General features: G+C 72.3%; 12 protein-coding genes. 9 read left to right on the top strand and 3 right to left on the bottom strand.

Annotation, left to right across the window (positions count from 1 at the left end; genetic code table 11):
- Positions 1-62 precede the first annotated feature (62 nt).
- From OG841_RS22410 to OG841_RS22400, 3 genes are all read right to left on the bottom strand, one after another.
- Positions 63-758: a class F sortase gene (locus tag OG841_RS22410; protein WP_328639875.1), complete on the bottom strand. Its 696-nt coding sequence runs from the start codon at positions 756-758 to the stop codon at positions 63-65.
- A gap of 119 nt (positions 759-877) precedes the next feature.
- Positions 878-1,243, bottom strand: coding sequence for a hypothetical protein (locus OG841_RS22405; RefSeq protein WP_328639876.1), 366 nt, complete (start codon positions 1,241-1,243; stop codon positions 878-880).
- Between the two features lie 146 nt (positions 1,244-1,389).
- Positions 1,390-3,051, bottom strand: a complete 1,662-nt coding sequence (locus tag OG841_RS22400) for an FAD-dependent oxidoreductase (protein WP_371566657.1) — start codon at positions 3,049-3,051, stop codon at positions 1,390-1,392.
- Positions 3,052-3,388: 337 nt separating this feature from the next.
- Here OG841_RS22400 and OG841_RS22395 point away from each other — a divergent pair, with 337 nt between their 5' ends.
- The 9 genes from OG841_RS22395 (at position 3,389) to OG841_RS22355 (ending at position 14,768) form a co-directional block, all read left to right on the top strand.
- Positions 3,389-4,678, top strand: coding sequence for an alpha/beta hydrolase (locus OG841_RS22395; RefSeq protein WP_328639878.1), 1,290 nt, complete (start codon positions 3,389-3,391; stop codon positions 4,676-4,678).
- 79 nt (positions 4,679-4,757) lie between these two features.
- Complete coding sequence (locus OG841_RS22390; protein WP_371566655.1) at positions 4,758-6,539, top strand: fatty acyl-AMP ligase; 1,782 nt, start codon at positions 4,758-4,760, stop codon at positions 6,537-6,539.
- Positions 6,540-6,905: 366 nt separating this feature from the next.
- Positions 6,906-8,621 carry an acyl-CoA dehydrogenase family protein gene (locus OG841_RS22385; RefSeq protein WP_371566653.1) on the top strand — a complete coding sequence of 572 codons (1,716 nt, stop codon included), beginning with the start codon at positions 6,906-6,908 and terminating at the stop codon, positions 8,619-8,621.
- Positions 8,618-10,339, top strand: coding sequence for an acyl-CoA dehydrogenase (locus OG841_RS22380; protein WP_371566651.1), 1,722 nt, complete (start codon positions 8,618-8,620; stop codon positions 10,337-10,339). The genes OG841_RS22385 and OG841_RS22380 overlap by 4 nt, the downstream gene beginning before the upstream one ends.
- Before the next feature lie 13 nt (positions 10,340-10,352).
- Entirely contained in the window at positions 10,353-10,640 is a 288-nt protein-coding gene (locus OG841_RS22375) for an acyl carrier protein (protein WP_328639882.1), read from the top strand.
- Positions 10,637-11,569 (top strand): 3-oxoacyl-[acyl-carrier-protein] synthase III C-terminal domain-containing protein, encoded by a 933-nt coding sequence (locus tag OG841_RS22370; protein WP_328639883.1) that lies wholly within the window; start codon positions 10,637-10,639, stop codon positions 11,567-11,569. Before OG841_RS22375 ends, OG841_RS22370 begins: the two co-directional genes overlap by 4 nt.
- 16 nt (positions 11,570-11,585) lie before the next feature.
- Positions 11,586-13,133 carry an ATP-binding protein gene (locus OG841_RS22365; protein WP_328639884.1) on the top strand — a complete coding sequence of 516 codons (1,548 nt, stop codon included), beginning with the start codon at positions 11,586-11,588 and terminating at the stop codon, positions 13,131-13,133.
- Positions 13,130-14,425, top strand: a complete 1,296-nt coding sequence (locus tag OG841_RS22360) for a type III PLP-dependent enzyme (RefSeq protein WP_328639885.1) — start codon at positions 13,130-13,132, stop codon at positions 14,423-14,425. Before OG841_RS22365 ends, OG841_RS22360 begins: the two co-directional genes overlap by 4 nt.
- A gap of 34 nt (positions 14,426-14,459) precedes the next feature.
- On the top strand, positions 14,460-14,768 hold the full coding sequence (locus tag OG841_RS22355; protein WP_328639886.1) for an acyl carrier protein: 309 nt from the start codon (positions 14,460-14,462) through the stop codon (positions 14,766-14,768).
- Position 14,769: the final 1 nt, after the last annotated feature.

The raw sequence follows: 14,769 nt of genomic DNA, 5'->3' as shown, positions 1-14,769 counted from the left end.
AGCGCGCGACTCGTATGCACCGTGGGGGTGACCGGCCGGCCCGGCGGCCGGGCGGGGCGGGCTCAGAGGAGGTGGGCGAAGACCACGAGGTTGTCCTTGTAGTCCCTGGCCGTATGGTCGTAGTCACCCGCACAGGTGATGAGCCTGACCTGGGCCGTGGCCGTGTCCTCGTACACCCGCCGACTGGGGAAGTGGCCCTTGTCGAACGTCTCCACGCTGTCGACCACGAAGGACGCTCTGCGCCCGTCGGCCCGGTCGACGTGGAAGACGTCCCCCTTCTCGAGTTCTCCGAGGTCCACGAAGACGGCCGCCGAGGTCGCCGTGTCCACATGCCCGGCGATGATCGCCGTGCCGGTCTCCCCGGGGGAAGCGCCCTTGGCGTGCCAGCCGACGAGGTTGACGTCGTGGGCGGGAGGCGGCTCGAGACGGCCCGTGGGACCGATGGCGAGGTCCGTGAAGGGGGCGTCGACCGAGATCTTCGGAATGAGCAGACGTACCGGCCTCGATCGCGGCAGATGCCGACCGGACGGCTGCCCGGCCGCCTGCCGGGGCGGCGGAGCCGACGACGCGGAGACGGGTGCGGCCCGCGGCGGCGCGGAGGCGTCCGGCGACGACTTGTCGTGACCGCCGAACAGGCCCAGGCCCAGCACCAGGATCGCCACGGCGCTCAGCATCATCTTGGTGTGGGATCCCTGGCCGGTCGGGGCGGGCTCGTCGTGGCCGGGATTGTCTGCGGGGGTGGGGGGAGGGACTGCCATCGGACACCACCTCACCAGGGGACGGCAGCAGATCGGACGTACGGGGCACGGGGAGGGCCGGCCGGGCCGCCACGCGGCACGCGCGCGGCGGCCACAGCGGCTATCGCGTCGGGCATGGCTCAGGCCATGCTTCCGGCGACCTTCCTACGGCGTGTCGCGTACAGGCCGGTTCCGGCGACCGCCAGCACGGCGAGCCCGCCCGCGGTCATCGCCGGGGAGGCCAACCCGCCGCCCCCGGTGTGCATTCCGCCGCTGGGCTTCTCGTGGCTGCCGCTCCAGCCGCCGCCGTCGTGCTTGCTGCCGGAGTCCTGGCCGTGCTCCTTGTCCTTGTAGGTCTCCGGGTCGTACTTGGGGTCCCTGTTCTCCTTGCTGTAGGAGGAGTCCGACGAATCCCAGTCGTCCCCGGCCGCGTAAGCGCCGGGGGCGCCGAGAGCAAGGACGGCCGAGGCCGCCGCGGTGGTCAGGAGGATGCGAGCAGAGCGCATAAGACGTTCCTTCCGTCGGCGGCCGGGCAGCTGGTGCTTCGTCAGCTGAAGTGGCCCTCCCCCGACGTGATCCACCGTCAGTCAGCCCCGCGTCCGCCACCACTCGGGGCGGTCACCCGGGTGAACGCGCCCGGATCGAGCGGGAGTCAGACCGCCCCCAGCAGCGTCGTCAGGACCTGGCGCAGCGCCGACTCGGCATCCGGGACCGGCCCGGGCGATCGCCAGGCCACGAACCCGTCGGGCCTGACGAGTACGGCGCCTCCGGGCGTCGTGCCGTGGGCGGCCGACCAGTCCGCGTCGCCCTCGGGTGTCAGTTCGGCACCGGAGCCGTCGCCCACCCGGTACGAGGTCAGCGGGACGGCTGTCTCTTCGGCGAGGCGGACGGCGGCCTCGTGCCAGCCACTTGGGTCATCGGCAGCACTGAGCAGGACGAACGACGTCTCGTAGAGGTCCAGGGTGGAGATCCGTTCACCCCGGTGCCGTACCGCCAGGTGGGGGGCCCTGCTGCCGGGTTCGCCCGACAGGTCGAGGCGTTCCGGGACGACCGCGGTCGCGGGGTCGGCGCCGATGACGGCGCCCTGCGGATAGCGGTAACCGAGGGCCACGTTGAGGATGCCGCGCTGCGGGCCACCGCCGCCGCCCGCGCCGGGCGACGGGGCGAAACCGGGATGGCTGTGCTCGACCGACCGTGCGGCGGCGCGGGCGCTGGTCGCCTCCGCGACCGGGCGGCGCTCGGCGTCGTACGTGTCCAGCAGCGCCTCCCCGGCCCAGCCGCCGAGCACCGCGGCGAGCTTCCAGGCGAGGTTGTGCGCGTCCTGGATACCGGTGTTGGAGCCGAACGCCCCGGTGGGGGACATCTCGTGGGCCGAGTCGCCGGCCAGGAAGACGCGTCCCGAACGGTAGCTCCGGGCGACCCGTTGGGCGGCGTGCCAGGGAGCCCTGCCGGTGATCTCCACGTCGAGGTCGGCGACACCGACCGCGCGGCGGATGTGTTCGGCACACCGCTCGTCGGTGAACTCCTCGAGCGTTTCGCCCCGTTCGGGGTGCCAGGGAGCGTGGAAGACCCAGTTCTCCCGGTTGTCCACGGGAAGCAGCGCACCGTCGGCCGCCGGATCGGTCAGATAGCAGACGATGAAACGGCGTTCGCCCACGACCCCGGCGAGGCGACGGGAGCGGAAGGTGATGCTGACGTTGCTGAACAGGTCGCCGGGACCGCTCTGGCCGATGCCGAGCTGCTCGCGGACGGGGCTGCGGGGGCCGTCGGCGGCGACGAGGTAGTCCGCGAGGAAGGTGGTGTGCTCGCCGGTCTCCCGGCTCTTGACCACCGCGGTGACGCCGGAGGGCCCGGTCTCGAACGACAGCAGTTCGGTGGCGTACCGCAGGTCGCCGCCGAGCCGCCCGGCGTGTTCGAGGAGCACCGGCTCCAGGTCGTTCTGGCTGCACAGGCACCATGAGCTGGGGCTGAAGCGGGCCAGCCCGCCACCCGGGTCGATCTCCCGGAAGAGCCACTCGCCCGCGTCGCCGACCAGGGTGGGTGTCTGCAGGATCCCGTGGTTGCCGGCCAGCGTGGCGGCGGCGTCCCGGATCCCCGCTTCCACGCCGGCCGTCCGGAACAGCTCCATCGTGCGGACGTTGTTGCCCCGTCCGCGGGGGTGGATGGAGGTGCCGGCGTGCCGCTCCACCAGGGTGTGCCGTACGCCCAACCGGCCCAGGAACAGCGAGGTCGACAGGCCGACGAGGGAACCGCCGACGATGAGGACCGGGACCCGGTGGGTGGTGTGGCCGGTCTGGACCTGTTTCTGGTTCATCACTCGCCTCCAGCGCGTCGTGTCCGCCGACTCGTCCGGATACGGCGGGGAGCCTTATCCATGCCCCGTGGCGCGAACGCGGGCCCAAGCTTCACCCGCTCAACCCGCTCGGTTCGCCGACTCGGCAGAGTGCCTCTCGGACGCCCGGCCCGCACCGGCGTACCGCCGCGTGGGCAGCTCCGGGCAGTTCAACTCCTGTCCCCGGCATGGCGAAGGGACGCCGCCGAGTGAGCGGTTTCACCACCCCTTTTGCACTAATTGGGGAACGCGGAGGGTTCCCCACCCCTCCTTCTGTGTGAAGGAAACCGCACAGGTAGGGAAATCGGGGATCAACCGGATGGGTCTGACCAGCGAGACGACCGTGTATGTGATGGCGGCCCTCGCCGCCGTGTGTGTGGGACTGCTGGTCTGGTCGTGGCCACGGTTCTCCCGGCAGGGACTGTGGCAGGTGCTCGGACGCCTGCTGGCCATCGGGACGACGCAGGTGGTGATGATCGCGGCGTTCGCGTGCTGGCTGAACTCCTCGTACCAGTTCTTCGGATCGTGGGGCGAGCTCTTCGGCCGTGTCGAGACGGCCCCCGTCGGAGTGACGCAGGCGGGGGACGACGGCGGCCCGGGCGCGGTGAGCGGCGTCGCCGTGAAGGGGGCGCTGGTGCAGCCCGCCGGCGACGAGCAGCTGAGCCGGGTCAGCGGACTGCCCACCGGCCCCGCCGCGGTGAACGGGCGAGTGGAGTCCGTGAAGGTCATCGGCCGCCGCACGGGCGTGGTGGATCCGGCGTTCGTCTACCTGCCGCCGCAGTACTTCCAGAAGGCGTACCAGCGTCAGCGCTTCCCGGTGATCGTCGCGCTCAGCGGCTACCCGGGCAGCGTCTTCAACCTCGCGCAGCATCTGCGGGTGTCGCAGACCGCCGGTGAACTGCAGAAGAGCGGTCGGATGCAGCCGACCGTCATGGTGATGATCCGGCCGACGATCGCCCCGCCGCGCGACACCGAGTGCGTGAACGTACCGGGCGGCCCGCAGACCGAGACCTTCCTGGCCAGGGATCTCCCCGACGCCCTGAAGTCCGCCTACCGGGTGGGCCACGACGCCAGTGCCTGGGGTGTCATGGGCTACTCCTCCGGCGGCAGCTGCGCCCTCCAGCTGACGATGCGCGATCCGCACGTGTACACGACGGCCGCCGCCCTGTCGCCCGACTACCGGGTCAAGGACGATCCGACGACCGGCAGTCTCTTCGGCAGCGGACCGGACCGCACCGAGCGGATGAACGGCCACGATCTGATGTGGCGGCTCAAGCACCTGCCCGTCCCCCAGGTCTCCGTCCTGGTGGCCGAGAGCAAGCACGGGGAGCGCGGTTATCCGCAGACGCAGGCCTTCATCAGGGCGGTGAAGGCACCCATGCGTGTCGCGTCGATCCTGCCCGAGCACGGCAGTCACAACTTCCCGACCTGGGTTCAGGAGATGCCCCCCGCCCTGAAGTGGATGAACCAGCAGCTGACGTTCCCTCAGGACGTCGTGCCCCGTCACCACAAGAAGGGGGCCGTGGTCGCCGACCCCCCGAGGCCCGGTCCCGACCCGCTGCGCGCCGACGGCCCGGAGCCCACGCCCACCGCCACGACCCGCAGGTGAGTGGCGCGAGCCTCAACTCACCTACACCTCTTGCCAATTACTCATCCGGCGGCGCCAGAGTGCCGTTTAGGGTGGGGCGATGGAGCACGAGCACGGAAGCTTCGTCGCACTCATGTGTGCGAGGGCTGCGGAGCACGGTGACCGGACCGCCCTGATCTTCAGCGCGGATCCGCTCCGCGCCGAGGCCGACGAGACCGTGACGTACGGGGAACTCGACCGGTCCGCCCGCCAGGTCGCCGCGCTGTTGCAGGATCGGTTCTCCGCCGGTGACCGGCTGCTCGTCCTGCATCCCTCCGGGCCGGGGTTCGCACGATCCCTCCTGGGCTGCATGTACGCGGGCATGGTCCCGGTGCCCGCGCCGCCGCCCGACGGCCGTCAGCGGCGGCAGGCCGACCGGCTCGCCGCGATCGCCCGGGACGCGGGAGCGACCGGTGCCCTGACCGACGGCACGGATCTGGAAGCGCTCGTGTCCTGGACCAGGGAGCAGGACCTCGGGGGCGTGACCGTGCTCGCACCCGACTGCGCCGAAGCCGTGGACGAGCTGTCCGCGGCGAACCGGTGGCGGCCGCCTCCGGCCGACCCGCACGCGCCGGCCTTCCTCCAGTACACGTCAGGGTCCACCGGCGACCCCAAGGGCGTCGTGGTCGACCACGCCAACCTGCTGGCCAACGCCGGGATCCTCGCGGCGATCGCCGGCATGAGCGCCGACCGCCCGGTGGGCGGCTGGCTGCCGCTCTACCACGACTTCGGTCTGATCGGGCTGCTGCTCACGCCGCTCGTCCTGGGCGGTCGCAGCGTGCTGATGCCGCCGACGGCCTTCCTCAAGCGCCCGCACACATGGCTGACGCTGATCGACCGGCACGGCATCGACTTCTCTCCCGCGCCGAATTTCGCCTACGACCTGTGTCTGACGCGGATCACCGACGAGCAGCTGGCCCGGCTGGACCTCTCGCGCTGGCGGTGCGCGGTGAACGGCGCCGAGCCCGTCCAGGCAGCCACCGTCGAGGCGTTCACCCGGCGGTTCGCCGCCGCCGGGCTGCGCCCCGAGGCGATGCTCCCCGGCTACGGCATGGCCGAGACGACCCTGGTCGTCTCCGGCGACCGGCCTGCCCGCCGCGCCGTGATCACCGAGGTGGACGCCGCCGCGTTCGAGCGCGGTGAGCTGCTGGCCCCGGCCCCCGGCGCGCCCGTGCACCGCATCGTCAGCAGCGGTCCCGCCGAGCACCTCGACATCCGGATCGTCGACGCCGACGCGGGCCGGACGCTGCCGGACGGCCGGGTCGGCGAGATCTGGGTGCGGGGCCCGAACGTCGCCCGGGGCTACTGGGGGCGGCCCGCCGAGACGCGGCGCGTCTTCGACGCCGTCACACCCGACGGGGAGAGCGGCTTCCTGCGCACCGGGGATCTGGGGATCCTGCACGAGGGCGAGCTGTACGTCACGGGCCGCACCAAGGAGCTGATCATCATCCGCGGCCGCAACCTCTACCCGCAGGACCTGGAGGCGGCGACGCGGGAGGCCCACCCGGCCCTGGAACGCGGGGTCGGGGCGGCCTTCTCCGTCCCCGTGCCCGAGGAGGAGGTCGTGGTCGTCCGCGAGTGCCGGGCCGACCGGATCGCGCCGGACGAGCTGGCCCACGTCGCCGCGCGCGTCCGCGACCGCCTCACCCGGGACGTCGGGGTGCCCGCCCACAACGTCGTCCTCGTGCCTCCCGGCACCGTCGCACGCACCACCAGCGGCAAGATCCAGCGGCGGCTGCTGCGCCGACGGTTCCTCGGCGGCGAGCTTCCGATCCTCCACGCGGAACTGTCACCGGCCGTCCGCGCCCGGCTGGGCGAGGCGGCGGGCGGTGACGCCTGGTGACGATGCCCGACCTGCTGCTCACTACCGGCCGTGTCCGCCTCGGCGGCTTCGGCAGGGGCGGTGATGTCTGGTGAAGGTCACTGAGGGGCTGATCGCCATGGGTCGTGTTCGCCTTGGCGGCTTTGGCGGGGGCGGTGATGTCTGGTGAAGGTCACTGAGGGGCTGATCGCCATGGGTCGTATTCGCCTTGGTGGCTTTGGCGGGGGCGGTGATGTCTGGTGAAGGTCATTGAGGGGCTGATCGCCATGGGTCGTGTTCGCCTTGGCGGGTTCGGCGGGGGCGGTGATGCCTCGTGGCGGTGACCGAGCGGCTGATCGCCATGGGCTGTGTCCGCCTCGGCGGTTTCGATGCGGGCGGTGATGGCTCGTGAAGGTGACCGACCCGCTGATCGACACCGACCGCGTCGACCTCGACGGCTTCGACCGGGCGCTCGGCGATCCCGCCGACCCCGCGGCGCCCCTCTCCTACGCCCGCAGTGCCGCGCTGGACCGCGATGAGTCGTTCCCCGCCGACATCTGCCGGGAACTCGACCGGATGGGGCTGCCGCGGCTGTACGTGCCGGCCGAGTTCGGCGGGGCCCTGACCCGCTACGACGAACTCGTCGCGGCGCTGCGGGCGGTGGCGCGCCGCGATCTGACGGTCGCGATCGGGCACGGCAAAACGTTTCTCGGCGGTGCCTGCATGTGGCTGGCGGGCCGCGCGGAGCAGGCGCGCGAGCTCGGCGCCGACATCATCGCCGGGGCACCGGTGTCATGGGGACTGACCGAGCGCGGCCACGGCAGTGACCTGCTCGCCGGTGAGACGACCGCCACGCCGGAGCCCGGCGGCTTCCGCGTGAACGGCGAGAAGTGGCTGATCAACAACGCCACCCGGGGCACGCTGCTCTGCCTTCTCGTGCGCACCCGGCCGGAGGGCGGCCCGCGCGGCTTCAGCCTGCTGCTGGCCGACAAACGGCGCCTCCCGGCGGACCGCTGGCGCCCGCTGCCCAAGGTGCCCACGCACGGCATCCGGGGCGCCGACATCAGCGGGATCGCGCTGGAGGACTGCCCGTTCCCGGCCGACGCGCTGATCGGCGAGCAGGGCGCAGGGCTGGAGATCGTGCTCAAGGCCTTGCAGCTCACCCGGACCGCCTGCACGGCCCTGTCGCTGGGCGCCGCCGACCAGGCGGTGCGGCTGGCCGAGGAGTTCGCCGCCGGGCGCGAGCTCTACGGCCGTCGGCTGATCGACCTGCCGCACGTACGCCGCGTGCTCGGAGAGGCGTACGCCGCGCTCCACGCCGCCGAGATCGTGAGCGTGGTGGCGGCCCGCAGCGTGCACACCCTGCCGCAGGAGATGACCGTCATCTCCGCGGTGGCCAAGTCGTACGTCCCGACCCGCGCCGACGAGCTGATCGCCGCCTGCGGCGAACTGCTGGGCGCTCGCGCGTTCCTCACCGAGGTCCACGAGCACGGCGCGTTCCAGAAGCTGGAACGCGACCACCGGGTGGTCGGCATCTTCGACGGGAGCACCTTCGTCAACCAGCACCTTCTGATCAACCACTTTCCGGTGCTGGTCCGCGGCCATCGGCAGGGCATCGCCGACGAGGAGGCCGTACGCCGTACCGCCGACCTGTCGGCCCCGCCGCCCCCGGCCCGGCTCGACCGGCTGAGCCTGCTGGCGCGCGGCGGGTGCAGCCTCACGCAGAGCCTGCACACCGCGAGCGGCGAACTGCGCGCGCTGGCGTCCGCGGGTCAGGCGCCCGCGCGCGTGGCCGAGCTCGCCGAGGAGCTCACCGCCGGCTGCGACCGGCTCCACCACGAGCTGGCGCTGAGCCCGCCCGCCTCCCAGTACGCACCGCCGGAGGCCTTCGCGCTGGCGCGCCGCTACGAGGACTGCTTCGCGGGCGCGGCCGCCCTGAGGGTGTGGCTCCACCACCGCACGCCCGGCGAGGACCCGCTGTGGCTGGAGGCCGTCCTGACCTACGTGCTGCGATCGCTGCGCCCGCCGGGACGGCCGACCGACGGCGAGGTGTTCGACCGGCTCTTCGACGCACGTACGGCCGGCCGCCCCAGCGCTCCTCCGACCTCGGTGGTCACCTCGTGATCGACGGAACCGGGTCGCGCGACGCCCCCGCGGCCGGCGCCATCGCCGACCTCGAACGCCAGTTCGGCGACCCCTGGGACCCGGGCAATCCGACCGGCCACGCCGCAGTGCTCGCGGCCGACGAAGCGGGCGAGATGCTCGCCGCGGGCGAACGGTTGCTGGACGACTACGGGTTGAACGCCGAGTTCGTCCCGCCCGAACTGGGCGGGCGCCTGACCCGGCTCGACCACCTCATCGAGGTGATGCGGGCGGTCTTCCGGCACGACCCCTGTCTGGGCCTCGGATATGGAGCGAGCAGCCTCATCCCCGCGGTCAACGTCTGGACCGCGGGCGACGAACGGCAGCGCCGCCGGATGGCCGACGTGCTGCTGGCGGGTGGCCGGGCCGTCTCCGGCTACCACGAGCTGGCACACGGCAACGACTTCGCGCGGGCCGAGTTCTCGGCACTGCCGGGCGACGACGGGCGGTTACGGCTCAACGGGCGCAAGGAAGTGATCGCCAACGCCCGGCGCGCCGAGGCCATGGTCCTCTTCGCGCGCACGTCGCCCGCTCCGGGCAGCCGCAGCCACTCGCAGCTGTTCGTGGAGACGGCGGACCTGCCCGCGGGCGTGCCGCGCCACCTGCCGCGCTTCCACAGCGCGGGGATGCGCGGGGTCCCGCTCGGCGGGCTGGAGTTCCGGGACTGCCCGGTCCCGGCGGACGCGGTGCTGGGGGCGCCCGGGCTCGGCGTGGAGACGGCGCTGCGCTCCTTCCAGGTCACCCGCACCGCGCTGCCGGCGATGACCGCGGGCATCCTGGAGACCGGTCTGGAGGTCACCGCCCGGTTCGCGGACGAGCGGGTCCTGTACGGGCGGTCGCTGGCCGAGATGCCGTACATCCGCTCGATCCTCGCCGACGCCTTCACCGACCTGCTGATCTGCGACTGCCTGGCCACCGTGACCGCGCGCTCGGTGCATCTGCTCCCCGGCGAGACCAGCCTGTACGCCTCGGCCGCCAAGTACTTCGTGGCCACGCTCCTGATGGAGGCCATGGACGCCCTGTCGCGGGTGCTGGGCGCTCAGTTCTATCTCCGCGACGGCGGCTACGGGATCTTCCAGAAGCACCTGCGTGACCTGGCGCCGGCGGGCTTCGGCCACACCGCGCGCGTGGCCTGTCTCAGCACGGTGCTGCCGCAGCTGCCGCGGCTGGCCCGCAAGGGGTGGCGGGACGACACCCAGCCGCCCGCCGGGGTGTTCCACCTCGGCGCTGACCTGCCGCCGCTGCCCTTCGAGCGGCTGTCGGTCGGCTCGGGCGGGCGTGACAGCCTCAGCGCCGCGCTGTCGGCGGCCCTCGGCTTCCCCGAACTGGACGGGGAGCTGCGCCGCTTGGTCCTCGTCATCGCGGCCGAGCAGGCGGACGTACGACGCGAATGCGCCGCATTGACCCCCGCCGACCTCAGCGTCGCCGCCCGGCCCGAGGCGCTGCGGCTGGCGGCGCGGTACGCCGCGGTGCTCGCGGCGACCGCCTGCGTGAACGTCTGGCTCCACAACCGGGGGCGGCACGACGCGTTCCTCGGCGATCCGCACTGGGCCGTCGCGGCGCTGGGCCGGATCGCCGAACGGGTGGGCCGCGACCCCGGGCAGCGGTCCCCGCACATCACCGAACGGCTGTCGTCGGAGGTCCTCGCCCGGCACCGCGACCGCCGCGGGTTCGGCCTGTCGAACCGGCGCCTGCAATGACAAGGAGAAGGCGATGAACACCCCCGAACCGGCCCCGCCGGACACCGAACTGCGGAGCTGGCTGCGCGCGCGGGTCGCCCACTACGCACAACTCGACGCCGCCGCCATCGACACCACCGCCACGCTGACGACGTACGGTCTCGACTCGGTCTACGCGCTGATCCTCTGCGGCGACATCGAGGACCACCTCGGACTGGCCCTGGAGCCGACCGTGGCCTGGGACCACCCGACGATCGACGCCCTGGCGGGGCACCTGGAGGAGACGCTCGCCCAGGCGTCCCCGTCGGGGGAGAGCCGATGACGTCGCTGGAGGAGGTGGCGGCCCACCTGCCGTCGGCACGCATACCCATCGGTGAGCTGAGCGACGAACTGGGCCTCAGCGCCGCGGAGATGAAGGTGTACCGGCGCTTCTACGGCCTGGCGGAGGTCTGCCGCGAGCCCGGTGGCACGCTCACCGATCTGCTGCTGGCCGCCGCGGGCAAGCTCGACGGACTGCGCGGCAGGGAGGAGCGGGTGCGGTACGTGGTCCAGGCGCGGACCATGCCGGTGGTTGTCCCCCATCCGGTCAACCCCGTGCACGAGGTGCGTGACGCGCTCGGGCTCGGGCACGCCACGGCGTTCGCGGTGACCCACCACGCCTGCGCCTCGGGGCTGCTGGCGGTGGACCTGGTCGGCAAGCTGCTGGCGAGCGACGGTGATCCGGACGCCCTGGCCCTGGTCCTCACGGGCGAGAAGACCTTCACCCTGGCCGCACAGACGGTGCCGGGTACGGCCGCCAACAGCGAGGGCGCGGCCGCGGTGCTCGTCGGCATCCGCGACGACCGGGACCGGATGCTGAGCTACGCCGCCCGCACCCACGGCCGCTTCTACGAGTGCCTGTCGCTCGACGACGAACTGGCCGGCGAATACCAGCAGATCTACACCGAGGCGCTGGCCGAGGTCATGCTGGCGGCCGTCGCGAAGGCGGGCCTGGGACTGGACGACGTCGCCGTGGTCTTCCCGCACAACGTCAACCGGCTGTCATGGGCGCGGCTCGCCCGACATCTCGGGCTCCCGCTGGAGCGCATCTTCCTGGACAACGTGCCGGTCACCGGGCACTGCTTCTGCGCGGACCCCTTCATCAACTACCGGACCGCCCTCGACCTCGGCCGACTGCGCCCGGGGGACCGCTATCTGCTCGCCACGGTCGGTCTCGGCTCGACCTTCTCGGCCATGGTCTTCGAGCACTGAAAGGGGCACGGGCGAGATGACCGGGCATTTCACCGGCCGCCTGAAGGCGGCCCTGACCGGGAACCCTGACGCGGAGCTGGTGTTCCTCGGCAACTTCGAGGTCGAGGACCAGTGGGCCCGCGGCGAACCCGGGCTGCCGAGGCTGACGTTCGGCTCCGGCAGCGTCATCGTCAACCGGATGGACGAGTTCGCCCTCCTGCTCGCGGGCAAGGGCGACCACGTCGTACTGAAGGGCGAACCCGACCCCGACTACCTGAGCCATCTGGAGGAACTCGGCTTCGACCTGCCGGGGTTGCTCGTGGTGGAGCACCAGGACCCGGGCAGCACCGTCACCCAGGACGCGCTGGAGGACCGGCCGGTGCTGCGCGAGCTGGGCAGGATCGGTGCGCGCGCCGGCGTGGTCTGCGCGCACGGGGTCAGCGAGCTGGAGGAGCGGCTGGCCGAACGGGCCGGGATCGCGCTGGCCGCCCCGCCGGCGGCGATCTGCAAGGCGGTCAACAGCAAGATCTACAGCCGGCGGCTGGCCGGCGAGCTGGGCATCCGGCAGACCCGCGGCTGGACCTGCGCGAGCCTGGCCGAGCTCGACGCGGCGGTCGAGGCCGCCCGCGCGCTGCTCGCCGACGGCCGCCGGGTCGTGTTCAAGGACGCCTTCGGTGTCTCCGGCAAGGGCATCGAGGTGGTCGAGGAAGAACGCCGCCTGGACCGGCTGCACCGCATGATCCGCGGCCGGGCGCGGAAGGCCGGGGACGACCGGGCCGGCCTGGTGGTGGAGGAGTGGGTGGCCAAGCGCGCCGACCTCAACTACCAGTTCACCGTGGGCCGGGACGGCCGCGTGCACGTCGACTTCGTCAAGGAGGCCCTGACCGAGGGAGGCGTGCACCTGGGCCACCGGATCCCGGCGCGGCTCACCGAACGGCAGACGGCCGAGCTGACGGAGGTCTCCCGGCTGCTGGGCGGACGGCTGGCCGAGGACGGCTACTTCGGGGTCGTCGGCGTCGACGCGATGGTCGATCCCGACGGCGGCCTCTACCCGATCGTCGAGATCAACGCGCGCCACAACATGTCCACGTACCAGGCCTCGATCCAGGAGGCCTTCATCGGGTCCGGGAGCACGGCGCTGGTGCGCGGATACCCCCTGCGGCTCGGCGCGCCGCTGCCGTTCGGGTCGCTCCGCCGCGCCCTGGCGGACCTGCTGTTCGACCCCGCCCGGGGCACCGGGCTGCTGATCAACAACCACGCCACCGTCAACGCGGCCGCGCCGCCCGGCGAGCGGGCCCCTGAGACGGACTTCACCGGGCGTCTCCACGGGGTCGTCGTCGCCGACTCGGCGGACCGGACGGCGGCACTGGACGACGAGGTCGGCCGCAGGCTGGCCGCTCTCGCGGAGAGCACCAGGCGCTCCGCCGGGAGTGCCGCGAGGGGCCGTCAGCCGTCCGCGGCGCCGTCGTGGCCGGTCGCGCCCCGCGGCGGAGCCGCATGTGACCACAGCCCCGCGCCCCTTCAGGGCGCCGGCGAACCGGAGCGGACTTCGCCGGACCCGCTCCGGGGAGAGGAACGAGGATGACCGTCGAGTTCCAGGTGCAGGGCGTGCGGGTGTCCGAGCTGGCCCGGCGGTACGGCACCCCGTTGTTCGTCTACGACGGGACCGTGCTGCGGGACCGGTTCCACGGGCTGCGCGACCGGCTGCACCCGGCCATGGAGATCTTCTACTCGCTCAAGGCCAACCCGAACATCTCGATCTGCGCGCTGCTGCACTCGTTCGGCGCGCGGGCCGAGGTCTCGTCACTGGTGGAACTGACGACCGCGCTCCGGGCCGGCGTGCCACCGCAGCAGGTGATCTTCCTCGGCCCGGGCAAGAGCCGCCAGGAGCTGGCCGCCTGCCTGGACACCGGGATCCACGCCGTCGTATGCGAGTCGATTCCCGAGGTGGCCCTGGTGGACGAGCTGGCCCGGGAGCGGGGCGTGAGAGCGCAGGTCGCACTGCGCGTCAACCCGCGCTTCGCGGTCAAGCGCTCCGGGCTGGCGATGGGCGGCAAGCCCCGCCAGTTCGGCATCGACGAGGAGGAGTTGTTCGGACAGACCGACCTGGTGAAACGGTTCCCCGACGTCGACGTGATGGGGGTGCAGGTGTACATGGGCACCCGGATCCTCCATGAGGCCGTCATCGTCGAGAACACCACCCGCATCCTCGACCTGGCCGAGCGGCTGGCGGCCGCGCTGCACCTCGAGTTGCGGATGGTCGACGTGGGCGGCGGCCTGGGCGTCTCCTATTTCGACGGCGAGAGCGACCTGGACGCCCAGGTGCTGACCGACGGGCTCAACCCCGTCATCGAGGACTTCACGGCCCGGCACCCCGGCACCAGGTTGATCATGGAGCTCGGCCGCTACCTCACCGCCGAGGCCGGCACCTACGTCATGGGCGTCCGCTACACCAAGACCTCGATGGGGGAGCGGTTCGCGGTCGCCGACGGCGGCACCCACCACCACATGGCGGCCGTGGGCATCGGCTCGTTCGTCAAGCGCAACTTCCCGATGGCGGTGCTCAACCGGCTCGACGAACTCCCGACCGAGGAGTGGAACATCACCGGGCCGCTCTGCACCCCGGGCGACACGATCGGGAAGAAGGTCCCGCTGCCGCCGGTGCGGCCCGGCGACCTGATCGGCGTGCACCGTTCCGGGGCCTACGGCCCGACCGCCTCACCCGGGCTGTTCCTCAGCCACGGCTACCCGGCCGAGGTGCTGGTCCACGAGGGGCGGTGCCATCTGGTCCGGGAACGGGACAGTCCCGACGACCTCCTGCAGCGGCAGAGACTCTACGACCCGACCGCGCACGACGCGGCCGATGTCCCCCACTGACCCCCAGGACAACACGACACACGAGAGGTGAACGATGCAGCACACCACACCGGACGCCGACACCGCCGACCTGTACGGCCGGGCCGTCGCCACGATCACCGGCTCGCTCGCCAAGGCGATGAAGGTCGATCCCGACACCATCGCCGAGGACAGCCGGTTGTTCGACGAACTCGGCCTGGACTCCACGACCGTGCTGGAGCTGCTCATGACGATAGAGGAGGAGCTCGAGATGGAGTTCGACACCGACATCCTCGAGCAGCACCACTTCAAGACGGTGGGGACGCTGGCCACGTTCGTCCAGGAGCAGGCCGCCGAACAGGCCGGCGAGCAGGCCGGGGCCTGAC

Origin of the sequence: Streptomyces canus (assembly GCF_041435015.1) — a bacterium.
Classification (GTDB): Bacteria; Actinomycetota; Actinomycetes; order Streptomycetales; family Streptomycetaceae; genus Streptomyces; species Streptomyces canus_G.
This window is presented reverse-complemented; position numbering and strand designations above follow the sequence as displayed.